Source organism: Streptomyces sp. NBC_01296, assembly GCF_035984415.1.
Classification (GTDB): Bacteria; Actinomycetota; Actinomycetes; order Streptomycetales; family Streptomycetaceae; genus Streptomyces.
Window position 1 is genome coordinate 8,074,484 of the sequence record NZ_CP130720.1, and the last position, 21,084, is coordinate 8,095,567.

Sequence of the window (21,084 nt, forward strand, 5' to 3'; positions counted from 1 at the left end):
GGCGGAGCCGGCCGAGCCCTTGGCCGCGCCGTCGGGCTCACGGGCCGTCGGGGTCGATCAGTGCGTGCCGGTGGGCGAGGTAGCCGAGCTGGAAGCGGCTGGTCGCCCCCAGGCGGCGCATGATGTCGGAGACATGGCGCTGGCAGGTGCGCACCGAGATGCCGAGCGCCCGGGCCGTGGTGCGATCGTCCTCGCCCTGGGCCAGGTGCAGGAGGATGGAGCGTTTCGTCTGGTCCGCGATGTCCTGGACGAACGCCTTCTCGCGCGGTTTGTTCATGGATTCGCCCGTGGCCCACAGGAAATCGAACATCTCGGCGGCGAAGGCGACCAGATCGGGGCTCCGGACGAGCAGCGCTCCGCCCGCCGCGTCCTGCAGGGGGATGACCAGCAGGATCCGGTCGAAGAGGATGCAGCCGGTCAGACCGCCGGTGACCGTTCTGGCCTCGGCTCCCAGATCCGCCAGCTCCGCGGCGTACCGGACGGTCGCCGGGTCGAAACGCGCCGAGTGCTGGTACAGGGTGCGCAATTGGACTCCGCGGGCCAGCAGATCCTGGTTCCGGTGGCGGGTGCGGCCCAGTTCGGCGGCGGGCTGGGGGCCGCCCGGCTCGGCGCTGAGCACTTCTCTGCTGCATACGATGGCCTGCTGGTCGAGCATCTGGTGCACCTCGGCGGCCGACTCGATCCGCTCCAACGGAGGCCCCTGGAGGGTGCGTTGCCGGGCGGCGTGGACGAGTGCGAGTTCCGCCAGCTGTCCGCGTATGCGCAGCAGGTCGAGCTGGGCCCCCTGGACGCGGTCCTCCCAGCGTTTGAGTAACTGGCCCGAAACGTCAACCGGGTTGGCGGCTGCGAACCGTTCGGATCCGACCTGCTGGACCAGGCCGGCGGTGAGCAGGGTGTCGAGGGTCCGGGCGGTCGCACCGGAGTCCGTCCGGGCTGTCAACTGGTCCCAGTGCAGCGGCCCCTGTTCAGCGAATTCCCGATAGAGGTCCATCTCTGCGGAGGTGAGTTCGCTCGGCTGGTCACGGTCCTGCGGGCGCCGCGGTTCGGCTGGGTCCATGTCGCACCTTCTTGTTTGCGTAGGTCGCGACCGCGATGCTAGAGGGCTTCGTGGGGCCGTACCGCCGCCAGGAACGTGTATCGGACACGTTTTATTTGTACGGGAGGCGGGCCGAATCTGCGTCAAGTCCGTGCCCCGCGAAGGGATTCGAAAGCGTCGCGAGGGCGTCTTGTCCTGTTTGGAGTTGTTTTGGAGTTGGCCGGGATCTCCGGTCTGAGTGACTGGAAGTTGCTGCAAGGCCTTGCTGTCGTGTTCCGGACAGTCGAGAACATGACGGTCCGGCCCCCTTGGCGGCGGGCCGGCGCCCTCCGATGCTGGAGGGGAGCCGCGCCGATCCCGCAGGTGCGCCCCGCAAGAAGGGCTCGTAGACGTGAACTCGCACAACCGGCCCACACCGTGACGGCCGTGCCCCGTCAGGCGCCCGCCGGATGCACCACCTCCACCCCGTGGTCACGCAGTTCCTTGACCACCGGGGAGTCGTCCGGTGCGTCCGTGACGATGAGGGCGATCTGCTCCATCGGGCAGATGCGGCCCAGCGCCGCACGGCCGAGCTTGTCGGCGGTCGCGACCAGGATCACCCGCTGCGCCGCGGCCACGGCGGCCCGCTTCACCTGTACGTCTTCGAGGTTGTAGGCCGTTGCCCCCTGGACCGGGTCGACACCGCAGCAGCCCAGGATGAACGTGTCGAAGCACAGGTCCTTGAAGGTCTGGACGGGCGTCTGGCCGTAGAACGAGAGCTCTTCGGGGCGCACCTGGCCGCCGGGCATCAGCAGGTGGATGCCGGGGTGGGCGGAGAGGGCGAACGCGGCGTGCAGGGAGAGCGGGGTCACCGTGAACTGGCGGTCCGCCATGGCCTTGGCGATGGCCACGGCGGTGGTCCCGGTGTCCAGGGCCACCGTCTCGCCGTCGGTGAGCAGTTCGACCACGGTGCGCGCGAGCCGCTCCTTTGCCTGCGCTCCGGACATGGCCCGGATGGCGTAGGGCGGTTCGACGCCGCCGGGCAGGTTGCTCACGGCGCCGCCGCGCACCCGGCGTAGCGCTCCCCGCGACTCCAGTACTTCCAGGTCCCGGCGGATGGTCATCTCCGACGCGCCTGTGGCCTGGGCCAGCTCGGCCACGGTCGCGCGGTTCTGCTGCATGAGCAGGCTCACGACGAACTTGTGCCTCTCCATCACGTTCATGTGTCTGCTTTTAGCACATAAGGCGGTCCTGGATCGCGTTGTGCACACATGATCTGTTGAAACGAACATCGAATGTGCGTAATGTTCACGCTCGGATGTGAACTTCAGCCTGTTGTGAACGTGATTCATGTTCATTCCGCTATGAGCGATGAGGAGAGCGATGTCCGCCACCAGTGAGGCCGGCCTGCCCGAAGCGGGAAGGCCTCTTCTCACCACCGTCGCCATCACCGCCTCGTGCGTGGCGTTCGTGGTGATCGGCGCCCTGCAGGCGCTGTACGGCCCGGCGATCCCGGCCCTTCGGGAGGAATTCGGCATCAGCCCCGCGGTCGCCGGTCTCAGCCTCAGCGCCCACTTCGTCGGCGCACTCCTGGGCGTGCTGATCTACCACGTTCTGCGGGGCCGCCTGAACAACCGGGTGCTGCTCGGCGGCTCCTACCTGCTGATGGCTGCCGGCGCCGCGGTCTTCGCGTTCTCGCCGAGCTGGAACCTGGCCCTGACCGGCACCTTCGTCATCGGTCTGGGCTTCGGCGGCATCGACTACGGCCTCAACCAGCTGTTCGCCATCGGCTTCGGCCGCCGCAGCACCGCCATGCTCAATCTGCTCAACGGCCACTTCGGTGTCGGTGCCATCGCGGGCCCGGCCCTGATCGGCTGGCTCGGCGCGGACCGCTATCCGCAGATCTTCCTCGGCGTCGGGGTGGTCTGCCTGCTCATCCTGGTCACCCTGGGCGGGGTGGCCGCCCGGGAGCCGGAGCCGGCCCCGGCGGAAGGCGGAGCGGTTGCCGGAGCCCGGGTGCTGCCGATCATCGCCGTGTTCATCGGCATCTACGTGCTGCACGTGGCCATCGAAACCGGCGTCGGCGGCTGGGAACCCACCCACCTCGAAGCCGTCGGATACGGCGCCGCCACCGCCGCCACCGCGACCTCCGCCTACTGGGCGGCGATGACCATCGGCCGGTTCGTGGTCGCCCCGCTCAGCCTGCGCTGGTCCGCACCGTCGATCCTGATCGTCTGCTGCGCCGGCATGGCCGGCTTCCTGGTCCTGGCGACCGTGCCGGCGCTCGCCCCGTACGCGTACTTCGGCGTCGGTCTGATGATCGCGCCCATCTTTCCGACCTGCCTTCCCTGGCTGAACCGGGCCGTGCCCAGTGTGGCCGCGGCCGGCGCCTACGTGATCGCCGCCTCGATGATCGGCGGCGTGGCCTTCCCGCCGCTGCTGGGAGGGGTGATCGACACCATGGACGTGAAGGCGGTGCCGCTCGTACTGTTCGGCCTCGCCGCCGTGTGTGCGGCCCTGAGCCTGTGGCTGCGCAAGAACGCCCCCGATCCCGACGGCGTGAGCGGCCCCCGCAAGGCGGGGGCGGACCGTGCGGACGCCGTCACCACGTGAGGACCCGAGGCGCCCGCAGGACCCAAGGCGCCCGAGGAGTAAGGAACCTGAAGGATGAAAGCCGTTCTCTTCGACATGTTCGGTGTCATCGCGCGTGTCCAGTCGCCCGCATCCCAGGCCGTACTGGAACGCACGGCCGGCGGCGACAGCGGCCGCTTCTGGGAGGCGTACTGGTCGCAGCGCGCCCCCTACGACCGCGGTGACGTGGCCGGCCCGGCGTACTGGAAAGGGGTCTGTGCAGAGCTGGGCATCGCACTCGACGAACGCCTGACCGCCGATCTGATCGCGGCCGACCTGGCCAGCTGGAGCGAGATCGACCAGCGCAGCGTGGATCTGCTGGCCGCCCTGGCGGACCGGGGCATGACCCTCGGCCTCCTCTCCAACATTCCGGAGGAGCTCGCCGTCCAGTACGAGGACACCCAGCCGTGGCTGGAAGGATTCACGGTGCTCGGCTTCTCCTGCCGCATCCGCAGCGCCAAACCCGAGCCGGCCGCCTACCAGTGGTGTGTCCGGGAACTCGGACTGCCGCCCGAGGACATCCTGTTCGTCGACGACCGGGCCGAGAACGTACTGGCGGCCCGTGAACTGGGCCTGCAGGGCCATCTGTTCACGTCCCCCGATGATCTGCGGACGGCACTGGAGGCGGCGTTGCCGTGACCGGGACGCCCCTGCTGTTCGCGCTCTGCGCTGCCGCACACGGCCGGTATCCACCGCCGCACCGCGAGGCCGAGACCGGTCGGGGCCTCGCCGGCGCGCTGCTGATCCAGGGCGCGCTGGCGGGCCGGCTGCAACTGGACGACAACCGCGTCCGGTCGACCGGGCACGGCCGCACGGACGACCCGGTGCTGGAGGAGGCCCTGGACCGCCTGGGTCCTTCCGCCCGCGGACGGGCGCCGGCCGACTGGGTCGAGCGCCTGGGCCCCTGGGCGTTGACCCGGCTGCACCCCGGGCCGACGCTGCCCCCGGGCGGTGTGGGGGCGCGGCCCGACCCGGCGGATCCGCGGCCCCGCGAGGCGCTGCGCCGGGTGAGGGAAGCGGTGCAGGGGCCGGCCGATGCCGGTGTGGCGGCCGTGGCGGCAGCGGCCCTGCTGGCCGCCGCCGGATTGCACGCCGTGGCCTGGCCGGAGTGGTCCGCGGCCGAGGCCTCCCGTCGTACCGCCCGGGCCGTCGCCAGGCTCGGGCCGGCCGGGGCGCCGGTCGTCCGGGCCGCCGCGGCGGCGGTCTCCGACTCCCGCCGCGCCGCGGCCGCGGCCCTGGCCTTTCCCGGCTAGGGGATTCCGGGAAAAAGAGATCAACTTCTCCGAAGTGCCTCTTGTCAGGGCCTGTTGGAATGTGTTCGTATGAATGAGAAGGCGCCGCGCGATCCCTGTCTGCAAACGGGTGAAGAATCCGGGCCGCCCCCACCGGCATCAAGCCGAATCCCATCCCCATTCCCATGACCTGTCTGCGTTGGGCGTCGCAAAAGTTGTCTCTTGCCGTCCATACCTTGACGTTCTTATGTGACCCGTATGAGAGGGACCGATGGAAACCAAGGATGTCACCGAGCACATCTATTACCCCGTCAGCGATCGCAAAATGGAGCGGGGTGAAGGCGTCTACCTCTACGACGAGGACGGAACGCGCTACCTCGACTGCGCGTCGGCGACCTTCAACCTGAGCCTGGGCTATTCCCACCCGGCCGTCATCGCCGCCATGAAGGACCAGCTCGACAAGGTGGTCCACCTGACCTCCTCGTACCAGAGCGACCCGATCAACGGCCTCGTGCGGCGGCTGGTGGAGACCTCCCCCGCCGGATTAACCAAGGTGCACCCCAAGGTGTCCGGCGGCTCGGCCGCCAACGAGGGCGCCATCAAGATGGCCCAGATGGCCACCGGGAAGTCCGAGGTCATCACGCTGTTCCGCAGCCACGTCGGACAGACGATGATGATGACATCGATGTCCGGCAACGCCTTCCGCCGCGAGCCGTTCCCCAACCTCTTCCCCGGCAGCCTCCAGGTGCCCGACCCGTACTGCTTCCGCTGCTTCTACGGGCAGAAGAAGGACACCTGCGGAATGATGTGCGTGGACCGTCTGGAGGACTTCGTCGACTACGCGAGCTCCGGCCGCGTCGCCGCCGTCCTCATCGAGCCGATTTCCGGAAACGGCGGCAACATCGTCCCTCCGGACGGCTACATGCAAAAGCTCCGCGCCTTCTGCGACGAACAGAACATCGCCCTCATCTTCGACGAGATCCAGACGGGTATCGGCCGTACCGGCCACATGTTCGCCGCCCAGTACTTCGACGTGGAGCCCGACGCGATCACGACGGCCAAGGGCCTCGGCGGCTCGGGCGCACAGGTCGCCGCAATCATCACCAACGAGCGGCTCGCCGGACTTCCCGCGAACCACCACTCCTTCACGTACGGGTCGAACCTGCTGGCCGCCGCCGCTGCGAATGTCACCCTCGACATCGTGCGCCGGCCGGAATTCCTGGCGAACGTCACCCGGACCGGCGACTACATCATGGAACGCCTCCACGACATGAAGCGCCGCTACCCGGCGATCGTCGACGTCCGCGGCGTCGGTCTCATGATCGGCTTCGAGATCGGCGAGCCGGACGGCAAGCCGGCCGTGAAGCTCACCAACCACCTCGCCGACAAGGCCATGGAGCACGGCCTGATCCTGCGCACCTCGCGCTACGGCTACGGCAACGTCCTCAAGATCCGCCCGCCGCTGATCCTGACCATGGACCAGGCCGAGGAGATCTGCGACAAGCTGGAGAACCTCTTCATCGCGGAGCTGGCCCGATGACCACCGCGAACCCGATGAAGCGGCTCCTGAAGGCGCTCGGCGAGCACGTCCGCTCCGAGCTGCTCGCCTACGCGGACCACGGCCACGCCCGGCAGGTCCACGGCGACTCGCCCGGCGGCGACGCCCAGTTCGACGTGGACGAGGTGGCCGAGAAGGCCGTACTGGACTACCTGCGCGCCCACGCCCACGTACCGGTGGCGCTCTACACCGAGGACGGCTCCTACGTGGAGCTCGCTCCCGAGCCGCAGGTCCTGCTCGTCGTCGACCCGATCGACGGCACCCGTCCCACCTCGGCCGGGCTGGAGATGGGCATGGTGTCCATCGCCGCCGCCCCCTACGGCGACGGGGCGCCCACCCTCGCCGACGTCAACGCCGCATGCCTGGTGGAGATCAAGAGCGGCGCCTGGCTGTACGGCGACGACACCGAGGGACTCGAAAGCGGCGGCTTCACCACACCCGTGCCGCGGCTGAGCCGGAACACCGACCTGACCCGGATGTTCTGGTCGATCGAGTTCAACGGCCACCCCATGCAGCTGATGAACGACGCCTACGGCCACCTCGTGGACCGGTCGGCCAACACCGGCGGCATCTTCGTCTTCAACAGCAGCACCTTCTCCATCTCCCGCATCATCACGGGCCAGCTCGACGCCTACGCCGACATCGGCAACCGCGTCCTGCGCGACCACCCCGACACCGAAGAGCAGTTCCTGAGCGTGGGCCGCGGCTCGATCCTGCACCTCTTCCCGTACGACATCGCCGCCGTCGTCTACCTCGCCCGGCAGGCGGGCGTCGTCATCACCGACGCCTACGGCGACGACCTCGGCACCACCTCCCTGGTCGACCTCGGCCCGATGAACCAGAAGTCCTGCATCGCCGCGGCCACCCCCGAACTCCACAAGCAGCTGCTCGACTCCATCCGATGGGACCTCGGCCGCGGCACCACCGCGCCCGCGAGGGAGGCATCATGAAGGCCCTGACACTCACCGCCGACCGGACGCTCGCCCTCGTCGAGCACCCCAAGCCGGAGGCCCGCGCCGCCGACGACGTCATCGTCCGCGTCACCCAGAGCGGGATCTGCGGCACCGACCGCAGCGTGCTCGTCGGGAAGTTCCCCGCCGAGACCGGCGTCGTCATGGGCCACGAGGCCGTCGGAGTCGTCGACTCCGTCGGCCCCGACGTCACACGCTTCGCCGTCGGCGACCGGGTCATCGTCAACCCCACCCTGTACTGCGGCAATTGCGCCACCTGTCTGGAAGGCCACTGGAACTTCTGCGGCCACAAGGCGGGCACCGAGGTCGGCCTCGACTACGACGGCTCCTTCGCCGAGTTCATCCGCCTGCCCGAGCTGTTCTGCCACGCCATACCCGACGGCATGAGCTTCGACCGGGCCGTCGTCGTCGAACCGCTCGCCTGCGCCCTCAACAACATCGAGGCCGGCCGGCTGGCCGCGGGCGAGACCGCCGTCGTCGTCGGCGGTGGCCCGATGGGCGTGGTCACCGCGATGGCCGCCCAGCTGTACGGCGCCCAGGTGCTGCTCGTCGAGCCCGACCCGGTGCGCCGCAAGCTGGCCCACGAGGTGTTCGACGCCCCCGAGTTCGACGGCCGGGTCACCGTCCACACCCCGGACGACCCCGCCCTCACCGAGCGCGGAGACCTGGTCGTGGACTCCGTCGGCAACCTCCTGGAGCAGAGCATCGGCTACGCCGCCCTGCGCGGCCGGGTCGTCATCATGGGCTTCAACAGCAACGCCTCCGCCACCGTGCGTCCGCTCACCCTGCTGCAGCGCGGACTCCAGATCATCGGCGCCGGCGACTACAACAGCATGATCTTCCCCAAGGCCGTCGAGCTCGCCCGCCGGCTGCCGCTGGAGCGCGTGGTCACCCACCGCTTCGCACTCGCCGATCACGAGCAGGCGTTCAAGGCCCTCGCCGCCGTCCCCGGCGCCGAGTACGCCGCGCTGAAGGTCGTCCTCGTACCGCCGCACGCCGGAGCGGACGCATGAGCCCGTCGCCGCGCACCCGCCTGGCCCAGGCCCTGGTCCCCGGCGCCACCCGCCCGGTCGTCATCGGCGAGTACCCGTACTACCGGGCCGACCCCGCCAACTGGGCAGCGAACCTCAGGGAGTTGCGCGGACTCGGCGTCGACGTCGTCTCCTGCTACCTGCCGTGGCGGTTCCACGAGGTCGAAGAGGGCGCCGACCGGTCCTTCGACTTCACCGGGAAGACCGACCCGCAGCGCGACGTGACCCGGCTCCTCGAGCTGGCCGCCGACGCAGGGCTGCGCGTGCTCCTCAAGCCCGGGCCCTTCATCCATGCCGAGGTCCAGCTCGGCGGACTGCCCGACCGGCTGTGCGGCCCCGCGCACACCCCGTACCGCGGTCTGGACGGGACCGTGCTCACCTCCCAGGGCAAGCCGCTGCCCAGCCTCCTCGACCCGGCCGTGCAGGCCGAGACCGAGACCTGGCTGCGGGCCGTCGCCGACGAGGTCGTCGCCAAGGCCGTCGCCCCTGACGGCCCCGTGGTCGCCCTCCAGCTCGGCAACGAGGGCACCGCCGGCGACGCCCACCTCCCCGTGGACGCGCAGGACGCCTCCCCGGCCGCCCGCGAGGCCTTCGCCTGGTGGCTGACCGGACGCGGCCTGTCCGACGAGGCCGCCCGTGCCGCCGAGGACGTCGGCCGGTGGAGCAGCGGCCTGCGACTGCAGTGGTCCCGGTGGTGCGGACACGCCATCGTCGGCCTGTGGGACCGGATCTCCGCGCTGTTCCCCGACGGCCCCGCCCGGCTGGCCAACGTACCGCTGGCCGGTGTCGCCGCACCCGGCGCCGCACTGGACGCCTGGGCGGCCCGGCAGCGCGCCATCCAGGGCTCCCGGCACCTGATCGGCCACACCGAGTGGGTCGGCAACCCGGCCCGCGACACCACCGCGTTCGGATCCCACCTGACCGGAATCCTGCTCGGCGGCACCGACGTGGTCGAGGCCAACTGGGGGTTCACCTGGACCGACCCCTCCTTCGCCGAGCCGGGCACCCCCGTCTTCAACGCACTGCTGGCCCTGCTCCTCGGCTCCACCACCGTCAGCGTCTACACCGCCTGCGCCACGGCCAACTGGGGCTCCCTGGTGGACATGGACGCCGACGGACTGCGCTCCGAAGGCGTGGACCCGGCCCTGCACGCACCGCCGTACAGCCCCGGTGCGCCCCTCGCCGAGTCCGGCGACCACCAGGCCAACGCGGAAGGCCTGCGGCTCCTCGCCGCGTTCCTCGACCGCTTCGGTGACCTGCTGCTCGCCGGTACGCCGGACCGGGACGCCGTGGTGCTGATCGACCGGGCCCTGCCCGAGGCCGGGGCCTGGCAGCGCACCGGCCGGACCGTACTCGCGGAGCTCGCCGACGCCGTACAGCAGCAGCTGGCCGACACGGGCCGGCTGATCGGCCTCGGCTGGCCGGACGAGCACCCCGGGCCGGCTGCCGACGGCTCGGCGGTCCCGGTCGCCGTCCTGCGCGCCGGTCACCCCGACGCCGCCGACGGCCCCCGCGAGCTGACGCTCCCGGCCGGGGAACCCGCCGACGGAGCGGTCGCGGCCTTCGTCGCGGCCTTCGCCGCCGCACTGCCCGCCGCCGGCGGGCCGCGCTGGACGACGGCGCACGGCAGGGCGCGCGTACTGAGCCGCTCCGGACCCGGAGGCGTCCGCATCATCGGCGCCTTCAACCCCACCGACGGCGCCGACCGGGTCACCGGCACCGAGGGCGGCTGGACGCTGGACCTGCCCGCCGGCTGCGCCGCCGTGACCGTCACCCGCGACGGCGCGCTCCTGGGCTGGCTGGCCACCCCCGAGCAGCCGTCCACCACCCCCGTCGCCCTCACCTGGGGCGGCGAAGAGGCCGACGCGGCACGCGTCCGCGCCTCCTGAGAACGCGGGCGGCGGGAGAACGTACCTGACAGCGCGCCTCCCGCCGCCCGCCCCCGAGCCGTCTCTTTCGGACCCCGCTCCCCCCAGCCACCGCTGAGAGGTCCGAAAGAGACGACCTCGCCTTCCGGCACCCCGCGGAACACCCTGCCGCCGGGGCCACTCCCACGAGCGAGACGGCACATGCACCCGAACCCCCACGCCGTACCCGGCACCGAGCCGCACCTGCGCCCGGCCGGCCCGCAGACCCTCGGCATCCTGGCCGGCCTCATCGCGGACGAGCGGCCCGTGTTCGCGATGCCGTCCTGGTTCGTGACCACCGAAGCCGCCCAAGCCGGCCTGCTCATCAGCGAGTTCGTCCGCGAACTCGGCGGCCTGGCGACCGGCACCCGCTACCGCAGCTTCTTCGCCAACTCCCGCTACGAGGCACTGCACGGCGCCGTCAAGCTGCTGCGCCACCGCGCGGCGGCTTCGGCCGCCACCCATCGCGGCCGCGTCCTCGTCCTCGACCCCGACGGCACCCTCGCCCGCCGCTGCGACCCGCTCGGCGAAGGGCCCGAGCGTGCCCTCGTCCCCGGTGTCATCGCCCACGCCACCACGGCCGAGCTGCGGGCGGCGCTGGACGGCACGCCCGTGTGCGGGCTCCTCGTACGCGCCCCCGAGCGGCTCGACGCGAGCGCCCTGGCCGCCGTCACCGAACTGGCCGCCCGGGCCCGGGCGACCGGGGCCCGTATCGTCGTGGACCTCAGCGACATCGCGCCAGACCGCCCGGCCGACCCGGCCGTCACCGCCCTGCGCCCCGACCTGGTCGTCCTCGGCGAGTCCCTCACCGGCCGCGAGGTCCCCTTCGGCGCCTTCACCGGCAGCCACGACATGTTCGCCCCCTGGAGCACCCCGCAAACCGGCTTCCTGCACTCCAACACCTACGGCGGCAACGGCGTCGCCATGCGGGCCGTCATCGCCCGGCTCCTGCCCCGCTTCGACGGAACGGCCCCGGTGCACCGGGAACTCGCCGCGGCCGCCGCCGACCGCCAGGCGACCCTCGACCTGTACGCCCGCCACGTGAACCCCATGGCGGTCCGCATGCAGCGCAAACTGCACGGCGCGTTGAACGTCGTCCGCGCCAAGGGCTCCAGGCTCACCGTCCGCCTCGACTCCGGCCGCGAACTGGACCTGGTCGACGGGCTCTGCGGAGCCGGGCTCGGCGTGGCCGGCCACAACCCGTCCGACGCGCTGACCGACGTCGTACGCGGCCACGACCCGGCCCGCGACCACGTCCGCGAGCTGGAACGGGTCCTGGCCCGGGAGACCGGGCTGCCCTGCGCCTTCCCCGCCGTCAGCGGAGCGTCGGCGGTCGAGAGCGCCATCACCCTCGCCCGGCTCGCCCGCCCCCGGCAGCGGCGCATCGTCGTCTTCAAACACAACTACGGGGGCAAAACCCTCGTCTCGCTGCTGGCCACCGCCGCCGAGCGCACCCGCGCGCCCTTCGGCCCGCTCTACGAAGACATCCGGTACATCGACCCGTTCACCCCGCACGCCGTGGAGGAGTTCCGCAAGGAAGCCGCCGGCGGCGACGTCGGACTCGTGTGGATCGAGCTGGTCCACGGCAGCTCCGACGCCTACGGCCCGATCCCCGCACCGCTCCTCGACGCCGTCACCGAGGGCCGGAGCGAACACGGCTACCTCGTCGGAGTGGACGAGGTCCTGACGTCCTACTACCGCTGCGGCACCCGTTTCGCCCACCACGGCCGGCTTCCCTCCGTCGACCTGATGAGCCTGTCCAAGGCCCTGAGCTACGGCTGCTTCCCCACCGGCGCGGCCCTCGTCTCCCAGGAGGTCCACGACGCGGCCCGCCGGACCAACCCGCAGCTGGTCGAGGAACTGCGCACGCACCACGCCCACGGACTGGGCGCACATTTCGCCCTCCAGGCCATCGCCCAGGTCGATGCGCTGGGACTGCCCGAGCGCGTCCGACGCCTCTCGGACATCGTGCGCTGCGGGCTCGCCGAGTTGGACACCGGCCCGCGGGGCGTCGTCGGCCGCCGCTTCGCGGAAGGGCTGCTGGGCCGGCTGCAGCCCCGGGTTCCGGGCGTGCTCGGCCGGTACCTCGCGCCCGAGGGCGAGCGGATGACGTACGCGCTGATCCTGTGGTGGATCATCCGCGCCCGCGCCTTCGTCGTCTACGACGTCTTCCTGCTGCCGCTGACCGCCACCGAGCGGGAGATCCGCCACGTGATGCGCGGCGCCCGCAGGCTTTCGCGCACCGGACCGGTACGCCTCCTCGCGCACGCCGCCCTCTTCCGGCTCGGCCAGCGCCTGTCCCGGGCCCTTTCCCGTACGTCCACGAACCCCAGGAGCACGACATGAGCACGCAGAGCGTCGAAGTGGTCCGCCGCTTCTTCCGGCTCTTCGAAGAGGGCCGGCTCGCCGACATCGAGCCGCTGCTCGCACCCGACTTCGAATGGGTCTACCACGGCCCCGCCGCGCTGCCCTGGGCCGGCGTCTACCGCGGCGTCGAAGGATTCCGGAACTTCTTCGCCATCGTCCGCGAGCTGATCCAGGTACAGGAGTGCGACGCCTACGACTACCTCGACGCCGGGGACCGGGTCGTGGTGCTCGGCGTGAGCCGCACCCGGGTGCTGGCCAACGACGCGCACTACGAGGCCCAGTGGATGAACGTCTTCACCGTCCGCGACGGGCTCATCTCCCGCTACCTCGACCTCTACGACACCGCCAGCGTCGTCGACGCCCTGCGGCGCGACCGCCGGGAGGTGACTGCGGCGTCGTGAACGCTCCCGCCGTCACCACCCTGGGCGCCGCCTTCACCGCCGTCGCCCGAGCCCACCCGCACCGCACCGCCCTGGTCCAGGGCGACCTGCGGATCGGCTACGGCGAACTGGCCGCCAGGGCCGCCGCGGCCGCAGGCCGGCTCGCCGACATCGAGCCGCTGCTCGCACCCGACTTCGAATGGGTCTACCACGGCCCCGCCGCGCTGCCCTGGGCCGGCGTCTACCGCGGCGTCGAAGGATTCCGGAACTTCTTCGCCATCGTCCGCGAGCTGATCCAGGTACAGGAGTGCGACGCCTACGACTACCTCGACGCCGGGGACCGGGTCGTGGTGCTCGGCGTGAGCCGCACCCGGGTGCTGGCCAACGACGCGCACTACGAGGCCCAGTGGATGAACGTCTTCACCGTCCGCGACGGGCTCATCTCCCGCTACCTCGACCTCTACGACACCGCCAGCGTCGTCGACGCCCTGCGGCGCGACCGCCGGGAGGTGACTGCGGCGTCGTGAACGCTCCCGCCGTCACCACCCTGGGCGCCGCCTTCACCGCCGTCGCCCGAGCCCACCCGCACCGCACCGCCCTGGTCCAGGGCGACCTGCGGATCGGCTACGGCGAACTGGCCGCCAGGGCCGCCGCGGCCGCAGGCCGGCTCGCCGGCGGCCTGACGCCCGACGAGCCCGTCGGGATCTGCGCCCGGCGCTCGCCCGGCACGATCGCCACCGTGCTCGCCGTGGTGCTGGCCGGGGGCGCCTACCTGCCCATCGACCCCGAGGCGCCCGACGACCGCATCCGCGCCCTCGTCGAGGACAGCCGGGTCCGTACGGTGTTCGCCGCCGCGCACGACCTCACCCGGCTGCGGGACGTGCTGCCGCCCGGGGTCGCCGTCCTGCCCATCGAGGAGGACGCGCCGCAGCCCGGCGAGGCGCCGCCGTCCACCCTGCCCGAGGCCGCCCCCCGCCGGGGACCGGACTCCCTCGCCTACGTGATCCACACCTCGGGCAGCACCGGCACGCCCAAGGGGGTCCAGGTCGAGGACCGTTCGGTCCTCGCGCTGGCGCACGCCCCCGAGGCCGGGCTCGGGCCCGACGACGTCGTCCTGCAGCTCGCCCCGCTCCACGTGGACCCCTCCGTCTTCGAGATCTGGGGGGCCCTGCTCAACGGCGCCCGGCTCGTGCTGCCGCAAGCCGACCGGCCGGGCGTGCACGACATCGGCCGGGAGTGCGCCCGGCACGGGGTGACCGTACTGCGGCTGGCCGCGCCGCTGTTCCGGCTGGCGATGGAACACATCACGGCCGACCTGCGCGGGCTGCGGCTGTGCGTCTCCGGCGGCGACCGGGCCGACGCGAACGCCGTACGGACCGCGCTGCGCGCGCTGCCCGGCTGCCGCATCGTCAACGGCTACGGGCCCACGGAGACCACCGTCTACGCCTGCTGGCAGGTGCTGGACGGGCCCGACGGCTGGGACAGCGGCTGGCGGGACGTACCGATCGGCCACCCCTTCGCCGGAGCCACCGCCCATGTCCTGCGCCCCGACCGCACCCCGGCCGCGCCCGGTGAGGAGGGGGAACTCTGCATCGGCGGGCCCGGCGTGGCCCGCGGCTACCGCGGCCGGCCGCAGCAGACCGCCGAGCGGTTCATCCCCGAACCCGGCCGGCCCGACCGTACCGCCTACCTCACGGGGGACCGGGTCCGGCTGCTCCCCGACGGATCGCTCGCCTTCCTCGGCCGCTTCGACGACCAGGTCAAGATCCGCGGTCACCGGGTCGAACCCGCCGAGACGGAACGGGCGTTGCTCGCCCACCCCGCGGTGCGTGCGGCGGTCGCCGTTCCGTACGGCGCCGTCGTTTCCCGGCGGCTGGCGGCCTACGTGGTACTCGCACCCGGCGCCGCGTTCGCGGGTGACGACCACGCCGCCCTCACGGCCCATGCCGCCCGGATCCTGCCGGCCCCGGCGGTTCCGGCCACCGTCACGGTCCTTCCGGAGATCCCGGCCACCGCCAACGGCAAACCGGACCGCCGACTGCTCGCCGCACGGGCCGACCGGGCGGTCGCCGGCGGCGGCGCGGCCGACGGCGCCGCCGGACCCGGCGCCGGTCCGGCCGGCGCGGATGCCCCCGCCGCCGATCCGCGCCTGGTGGACGGGCGCGCGCTGGACGGGCGCGCGCTGGACCTCACCGGGCACTGGGAGGCCGTCCTCGGCCGGAGCATCGGCCCGGACACCGACTTCTTCGCCGCCGGCGGCGACTCACTGTCCGCCATGGCGATCCTGGCCCGGCTGGAACGCGACCACGGCATCGCCCTCACCATCGCCGACTTCTTCGGGGCCCCGACGATCCGGGCTCTGGCGGCCCGCGCGGCGACCGCCGCCGCCTGCGCCCCGGACGCCGCCGCAGCCAGCGCCCCCGAGCAGGAGACACCCCCGTCCGGGGACACCGCGTGGCTGCCGTTGTCGGCCGGCCAGCAGGGGATCTGGTTCGAACAGGAGGCCGCCGGAAACGCAGGACGCTACGTCATCGGACGCGGCCACCTGGTCCGGGGACCGCTGCACCTCCCGCGGCTGCGCACCGCGCTGAGCCGGCTGGGGGAGCGGCAGACCGCCCTGCGGACCGTCGTCCGGCGTGCAGCCGACGGCTGGCAGCAGAGCCTCACCGCCGACCCCGGCGCCGCCCTGCGCCACATCGACCTCACCGCCACCCCCGCCGAAGACCGCGACAGCCGCGCCCGGACCCTGGTCGCCGAGCACATGGCGGCCGGCCCGGAGGCGGAGGGCACACGGCTCCTGCGCACCCTGGTGCTCAGCCTCGGCCACCACCGCACCCTGGTCCACTTCGCCGTCCACCACGCCATCGCCGACGACTGGTCCCTGGATCTCTTCCTCGCCGAGCTCTCCGCCCTGTACGCGGACCCGGACGAAGCCCTGCCGCCCCTGCGCCCGACCTACCCCGACCACCTGCGCCGGTCCCTGACACCCCGCCCCGAACACCTCACCGCCGCAACGGAGTTCTGGCAGGGCGCACTGGACGGCGGGGCGGCGACGCTCGACCTCGTCACCGACCGCCCCCGGCCGGCCGTCCTCAGCGGAACCGGCGACCGGGTACGCCTGCGGATCGGCCCCGGGCAGCGCGCCCGGCAGACGGAGGCCGCCCGGCGGCACGGCGTCAGCCCGTACATGCTCTGCCTGGCCGGCGTGTACACCGTTCTCGCCGCGCACGCCGAACGCGACACCTTGACCCTGGGCACCCTCGCCGCCGGCCGGGACCGGGCCGGGACACAGGACCTCATCGGCTGCTTCGTGAACCTGCTGCCCGTACGCATCGAGGCCGACGCCGACACCACCGTCGGGACCCTGCTGCACCGCATCCGCACGGCCTGCACCCTCTCCTTGCGCCACCAGGACGTGCCCTTCCAGACGGTGGCGCGGGAACTGGCGCCGGCCACCGCCGCGCGCGCGGCCGTCCCCTTCCAGGCCGTCGTCAACTACCAGCAGCGCCAAGCGCGTTCGCTGGACCTGCGCGGAACGCAGGCAACGCCGTGGGCGGCCGCAGACCGTACCGGCGCCACCTTCGAACTCGCCTTCACCTTCCAGGAGGCCGGTGACGGTCTCGACCTGGAGGTCGAGTTCAGCACCGACCTGTACGGCCGCGCCACCGCGCAGCGGCTGGCCGGCCAGCTGGCCGCCGTACTCGACCGCTTGGCGGACGGCGACCCGCACCTGCGCAACGTGACGCTGCTGGAGCCGGGGGAGTACGAGCGGCTCAGCCGCGCACCGGAACCGGCTCCCGACGGCACGGACACCACCCTGCCCGCACTCATAGGCCGGCAAGCCGCGGCCCGGCCCCACAAGACCGCCGTGACCGGCGCCGACACCAGCCTCACCTACGACGAACTCGACCGCCTCTCCGACACCGTGGCCACCCGCCTCACCGCCCACGGCATCCGGCCCGGCGACCGCGTCGCCGTATGCCTGGAGCGTTCCCCCCGGCTCGTCACGGCCCTCCTCGGCGTACTCAAGGCGGGCGCCGCCTACGTCCCCCTCGACCCCGCGTACCCCGCGGAGCGGCTGCGCCACTGCATCGAGGACTCCGAAGCCGGCGCGCTGGTCTGCGCCAAGGAGACCTCGGACGCGCTGCTGCGCCCCGGACCGGACCGGAGCCCCGGCCCACCGGTCCTGGACATCGAGGACCTCACCGCCCCCGGCGAAGAGACCGGCGTCCGCACCGTGCCCGGTGATCCCGGTGCTCCGGCCTACGTCATCTACACCTCCGGCAGCACCGGCCGTCCCCGCGGCGTGGCCGTCCCGCACCGCGCGGTCGTCAACACCCTCCTCGGCTGCCTCGCCCGCCATCCCTTCACCGAGGACGACGTCTGGCTCCAGCTGACCTCGCCCGGCTTCGACGTGGCCGCCTTCGAGCAGTTCATGCCGCTCGTCTCCGGCGCCACCCTGGTGTACGCGGACGACGCCACCCGCACCGACCGCGCGGCCCTCCACCGCACCCTCGCCACCGCCGGGGTGACCGTCATGGTGACGGTCCCCTCGCTGCTGCGCGCCCTGGACCGCCCCGACCTGGCCGGCGTACGGGTGCTGCTCGTCGCCGGTGAGCCCGCGGACGTCCACGACACCTGCCACTTCGCCCGGGACCGGGTCGTCGTCAACGGCTACGGACCCACCGAAGCCGCCGTCCTCGCCACGACGCACCAGGCGCAGCCCGGCGACGGACGGGCCCGGGTGCCGGTGGGAACCGCGCTGCCCGGCACGGCCGCACACGTCGTGGACCGCCACGGACGGCTCTGCGCCACCGGGGTGCCGGGCGAACTGTGGCTCTCCGGTGCAGGACTCGGCGACGGCTACTGGAACGATCCCGAACAGACCGGCCGGCTGTTCACCACCCATCCCGCGCTCGGCCCGGCCGGGCGCTGCTACCGCACCGGGGACCGGGTACGCCGGCTGCCCGACGGGAGCATCGACTACCTCGGCCGCCTCGACCACCAGATCAAGCTCCGGGGCTTCCGCATCGAACTCGGCGAGATCGAGGCCGCGCTCTGCGAACACCCCGGGGTCCGGGAGGCCGTCGCGGTCCTCCTCGGCACGGGGGCCGACGCCGAGCTCGCCGTCGGCTACGTCGGGCACGCCACACCGCAGGGGGCCCGCGCCCACCTGGCCCGGCTGCTGCCCGGCCACATGGTCCCGCGCCTGGCCGTGGCGGTGCCCGCCATCCCGACCGGCAGCCACGGCAAGGCCGACCGCCCTGCGCTCGCCGCACAGCTGGCCGGCCACCGCCGCAGGCACCCGCCGGCCGGCGGCGCTGCGGACGGACCGGCGAACGAGACCGAGCGGCGGCTGCTCGCCCTGTGGGAGGAGGTCCTCGACGGCCCGCCGGGCTCCCCGGACGAGGACTTCTTCGCCTCGGGCGGGCACTCCCTGCGGGTCGTCCGGCTCCTGGGGCGCATCGAGGGGGAGTACGGGATACGCCTCCCCGTGTCCGACTTCCTCGCCGCGCCGACCGTACGCGCCGTCGCCCGCCGCCTGGACGGGGCCGGGGCGGCGGCTGCGGCTGCCGTGGGCCCGGACGATGCACGGCTCGACCCGGCCGTCGTCTTCACCGGCCGGCCCGCAGCAGCGGCCCCGCACGATGCCGTCCTGCTCACGGGAGCGACCGGGTTCGTCGGTTCCCACGTACTGGCAGAGCTGTTGGACCGGACCTCGGGCCCGGTCCTGTGCCTGGTCCGGGCCACGGACGCCGAGGCCGCCCGCCGACGGCTGGCCGGGGCGCTGCGCCGGCACGGGCTCCGACCCGATGCGGCCGACCCGCGCATCGTCGCCGTGCCCGGAGACCTGGCCCTGCCCGGCCTGGGGCTGGCCGGCACGGAGTGGGAAGCGGTGGTCCGCCGCGCGGCGGCCGTCCTCCACCTCGGAGCCGAGGTCCACCACCTGTCCGGCTTCCACCACCTGGAGGCCGCCAACGTCCGCGGCACCGCTGAACTGCTGCGGATCGCCGCAGAGGGCAGGCCGGCCCGGTTCCACCACGTCTCCACGCTCGGGGTGTTCCGGGACGGCCCGCCGGGCGCACGGCCGCGCACCGTCACCGAGGCCACCTCGACGGCCGGCGAACGGCATCCGCGCGGCCGCGGCTACGCCGCCGGCAAATGGGCCGCCGAACAGCTCGTCGCCCAGGCCCTCGACCGGGGCGCCGACGCGCGGATCTACCGGCTCGGGCGGGCCGGCGGGAGCACGACGGGCGCCGTCAGCGCGGACGACTTCCTCAGCCGCCTGCTGGTCACCTCCGCAGCCCTCGGCTGCCATCCCGACGACCCGCGGCTGGCCACCGACGCGCTGCCCGTGGACACCATGGCCCGCGCCGTGGTGGCCCTGGCGCTCGCCGACGGCCGACCGGGCGCCGTCCACCACCTGCACCACCCCCGGCGGACCCCGCTGAGCGGGCTGCTCGCCGTACACGACCGGCGCACCGGCCGGACCACCGCTGCGATCGGCCTCGCCACCTGGCTGCGCCGGCTGGCCGAGGCGGAGGCCGAGGCCGGACCCGCCGCCGAAGCCACCCTGCCGGCGCTCGCCTACCGCGAGCACCTGAGGGACCTCGGGGACGATCCGGCTGCCGGCCGCCTCGAGCACCGCAACGACGCCACCCTCGCCGCCCTGCGCACCCTCGGCATCACCCCGCCCGCCCTGGACGACGCCCTGGTCGGCCGCTGGTGGGAGAACCTCGACCGGAGCACCCGCGATGACTGACCCGACCGCACTGCACTACCCCATGGACCGGCAGTGCCCGTTCGCGCCGCCCCGGGAGGTCACCGCCGTCCGCGATGCGGGCGAGGTGCCCCGGGTGACCCTCTGGAACGGGGTGCGGCCCTGGCTGTTCACCCGCTTCGAGGACGCCCGCACGGTCCTGTCCGACCCGCGGTTCAGCGCGGACAAGAGCCGCCCCGGCTACCCGCTCTCCAGCGCCGTCGCCCTGGCCGAGACCGCGGTCGAACCCACCCTGCTCGTGATGGACAACCCGGAGCACGACGCCGTGCGGCGCCTGGTGCTCGGTGAGTTCACCGTCAAGCGGGCCGAACGATGGCGCCCCGCCGTACGCGCCGTGGTCGAGGACCGCCTCGACCGGATGCTCCGGGGCACCGAGGCCGACCTGGTGGCGGACCTGGCGCTGCCCGTCGCGCTCACCGTCATCTGCGAGTTCCTCGGGGTGCCCTTCGAGGACCGCGAGCTCTTCCGCAGCCTGACGCACACCATGAACCTCGTCGCGGGCAGCACCGAGAGCGCCGCCGCCGCCCGCCAGGCCCTCCAGGACTACCTGGAGGACCTCGTGGCCGCCCGCGAACAGCGCCCGCAGGACGACTTCCTGAGCCGGATGGCCGCCCGGCACCTCGCCGACGGTTCCATGGATCGCCGCCAACTGGCTGCAATGGGGCTGCTGTTGCTCACCGCGGGCCATGACACCACCGCCAACATGATCTCCCTGGGCGTGCTGACCCTGCTGCGGCACCCCCGGCACTTCGCCGCCCTCGGCGCGGACGACGACCCCGTGCTGCTCGCCGCCACCGTCGAGGAGATGCTCCGCCACCTCACCGTCGTCCAGCGCGGCATCCGCCGTATCGCACGCGAGGACACCGAGGTCGGCGGCCACCCGGTCCGGGCGGGGGAGGGCGTGGTCGCCGCGATCAACGTCGCCAACAGGGACCCCGAACGCTTCTCCGCCGGGGAGGAGTTCGACCCCGCGGCCCGCGCGCACGGGCACCTCGCCTTCGGGTACGGGCCCCACCAGTGCATGGGCCAGTCGCTGGCCCGGGTGGAGCTCCAGGAGGTCTACGCGGCCGTGGCCCGGCGGATTCCGACGCTGCGCACCACCGTGCCCGTCGAGGAGATCCGCTTCAAGTCCGACATGGCCGTCTACGGAGTCCACGCGCTGCCCGTGACCTGGTGAGACCCACGCCACCCGACCCCGCCCCGAAGGAGCC

At 72.9% G+C, this 21,084-nt stretch carries 14 protein-coding genes; 12 read left to right on the forward strand and 2 right to left on the reverse strand.

All coding sequences use genetic code 11. The features are described 5' to 3' along the window. Positions 1–37: 37 nt before the first annotated feature. The gene (locus OG299_RS36755) at positions 38–1,057 is read right to left on the reverse strand and encodes a helix-turn-helix transcriptional regulator (RefSeq protein WP_266632785.1); all 1,020 of its coding nucleotides are present in this window, start codon (positions 1,055–1,057) and stop codon (positions 38–40) included. Positions 1,058–1,470: 413 nt separating this feature from the next. Continuing rightward, complete coding sequence (locus tag OG299_RS36760) at positions 1,471–2,238, reverse strand: DeoR/GlpR family DNA-binding transcription regulator (RefSeq protein WP_266632787.1); 768 nt, start codon at positions 2,236–2,238, stop codon at positions 1,471–1,473. A 160-nt stretch (positions 2,239–2,398) separates the two neighbouring features. Between OG299_RS36760 and OG299_RS36765 the strand changes: the two genes are divergently transcribed. From OG299_RS36765 to OG299_RS36820, 12 genes are all read left to right on the forward strand, one after another. Continuing rightward, on the forward strand, positions 2,399–3,628 hold the full coding sequence (locus tag OG299_RS36765; RefSeq protein ID WP_327363906.1) for an MFS transporter: 1,230 nt from the start codon (positions 2,399–2,401) through the stop codon (positions 3,626–3,628). Between the two features lie 54 nt (positions 3,629–3,682). Continuing rightward, positions 3,683–4,285: an HAD family hydrolase gene (locus tag OG299_RS36770; protein WP_327363907.1), complete on the forward strand. Its 603-nt coding sequence runs from the start codon at positions 3,683–3,685 to the stop codon at positions 4,283–4,285. After that, positions 4,282–4,899: a GPP34 family phosphoprotein gene (locus OG299_RS36775; protein WP_266632805.1), complete on the forward strand. Its 618-nt coding sequence runs from the start codon at positions 4,282–4,284 to the stop codon at positions 4,897–4,899. The genes OG299_RS36770 and OG299_RS36775 overlap by 4 nt, the downstream gene beginning before the upstream one ends. Positions 4,900–5,149: 250 nt before the next feature. Further along, positions 5,150–6,418, forward strand: a complete 1,269-nt coding sequence (locus OG299_RS36780) for an aspartate aminotransferase family protein (protein ID WP_327363908.1) — start codon at positions 5,150–5,152, stop codon at positions 6,416–6,418. Further along, entirely contained in the window at positions 6,415–7,386 is a 972-nt protein-coding gene (locus OG299_RS36785; RefSeq protein ID WP_327363909.1) for an inositol monophosphatase family protein, read from the forward strand. The genes OG299_RS36780 and OG299_RS36785 overlap by 4 nt, the downstream gene beginning before the upstream one ends. Further along, positions 7,383–8,420 (forward strand): zinc-dependent alcohol dehydrogenase, encoded by a 1,038-nt coding sequence (locus tag OG299_RS36790; protein ID WP_327363910.1) that lies wholly within the window; start codon positions 7,383–7,385, stop codon positions 8,418–8,420. The genes OG299_RS36785 and OG299_RS36790 overlap by 4 nt, the downstream gene beginning before the upstream one ends. Further along, entirely contained in the window at positions 8,417–10,327 is a 1,911-nt protein-coding gene (locus OG299_RS36795) for a beta-galactosidase (protein WP_327363911.1), read from the forward strand. The genes OG299_RS36790 and OG299_RS36795 overlap by 4 nt, the downstream gene beginning before the upstream one ends. A gap of 180 nt (positions 10,328–10,507) precedes the next feature. Beyond that, positions 10,508–12,691 carry an aminotransferase class III-fold pyridoxal phosphate-dependent enzyme gene (locus OG299_RS36800; RefSeq protein ID WP_327363912.1) on the forward strand — a complete coding sequence of 728 codons (2,184 nt, stop codon included), beginning with the start codon at positions 10,508–10,510 and terminating at the stop codon, positions 12,689–12,691. Further along, positions 12,688–13,113, forward strand: a complete 426-nt coding sequence (locus OG299_RS36805) for a nuclear transport factor 2 family protein (protein ID WP_266632817.1) — start codon at positions 12,688–12,690, stop codon at positions 13,111–13,113. Before OG299_RS36800 ends, OG299_RS36805 begins: the two co-directional genes overlap by 4 nt. Next, complete coding sequence (locus tag OG299_RS36810; RefSeq protein WP_327363913.1) at positions 13,110–13,619, forward strand: nuclear transport factor 2 family protein; 510 nt, start codon at positions 13,110–13,112, stop codon at positions 13,617–13,619. The genes OG299_RS36805 and OG299_RS36810 overlap by 4 nt, the downstream gene beginning before the upstream one ends. Next, a complete protein-coding gene (locus OG299_RS36815; RefSeq protein WP_327363914.1) occupies positions 13,616–19,855 on the forward strand; it encodes a non-ribosomal peptide synthetase in 6,240 nt (2,079 codons plus the stop codon). The genes OG299_RS36810 and OG299_RS36815 overlap by 4 nt, the downstream gene beginning before the upstream one ends. Continuing rightward, positions 19,848–21,050 (forward strand): cytochrome P450, encoded by a 1,203-nt coding sequence (locus OG299_RS36820; protein ID WP_327363915.1) that lies wholly within the window; start codon positions 19,848–19,850, stop codon positions 21,048–21,050. Before OG299_RS36815 ends, OG299_RS36820 begins: the two co-directional genes overlap by 8 nt. Positions 21,051–21,084 lie beyond the last annotated feature (34 nt).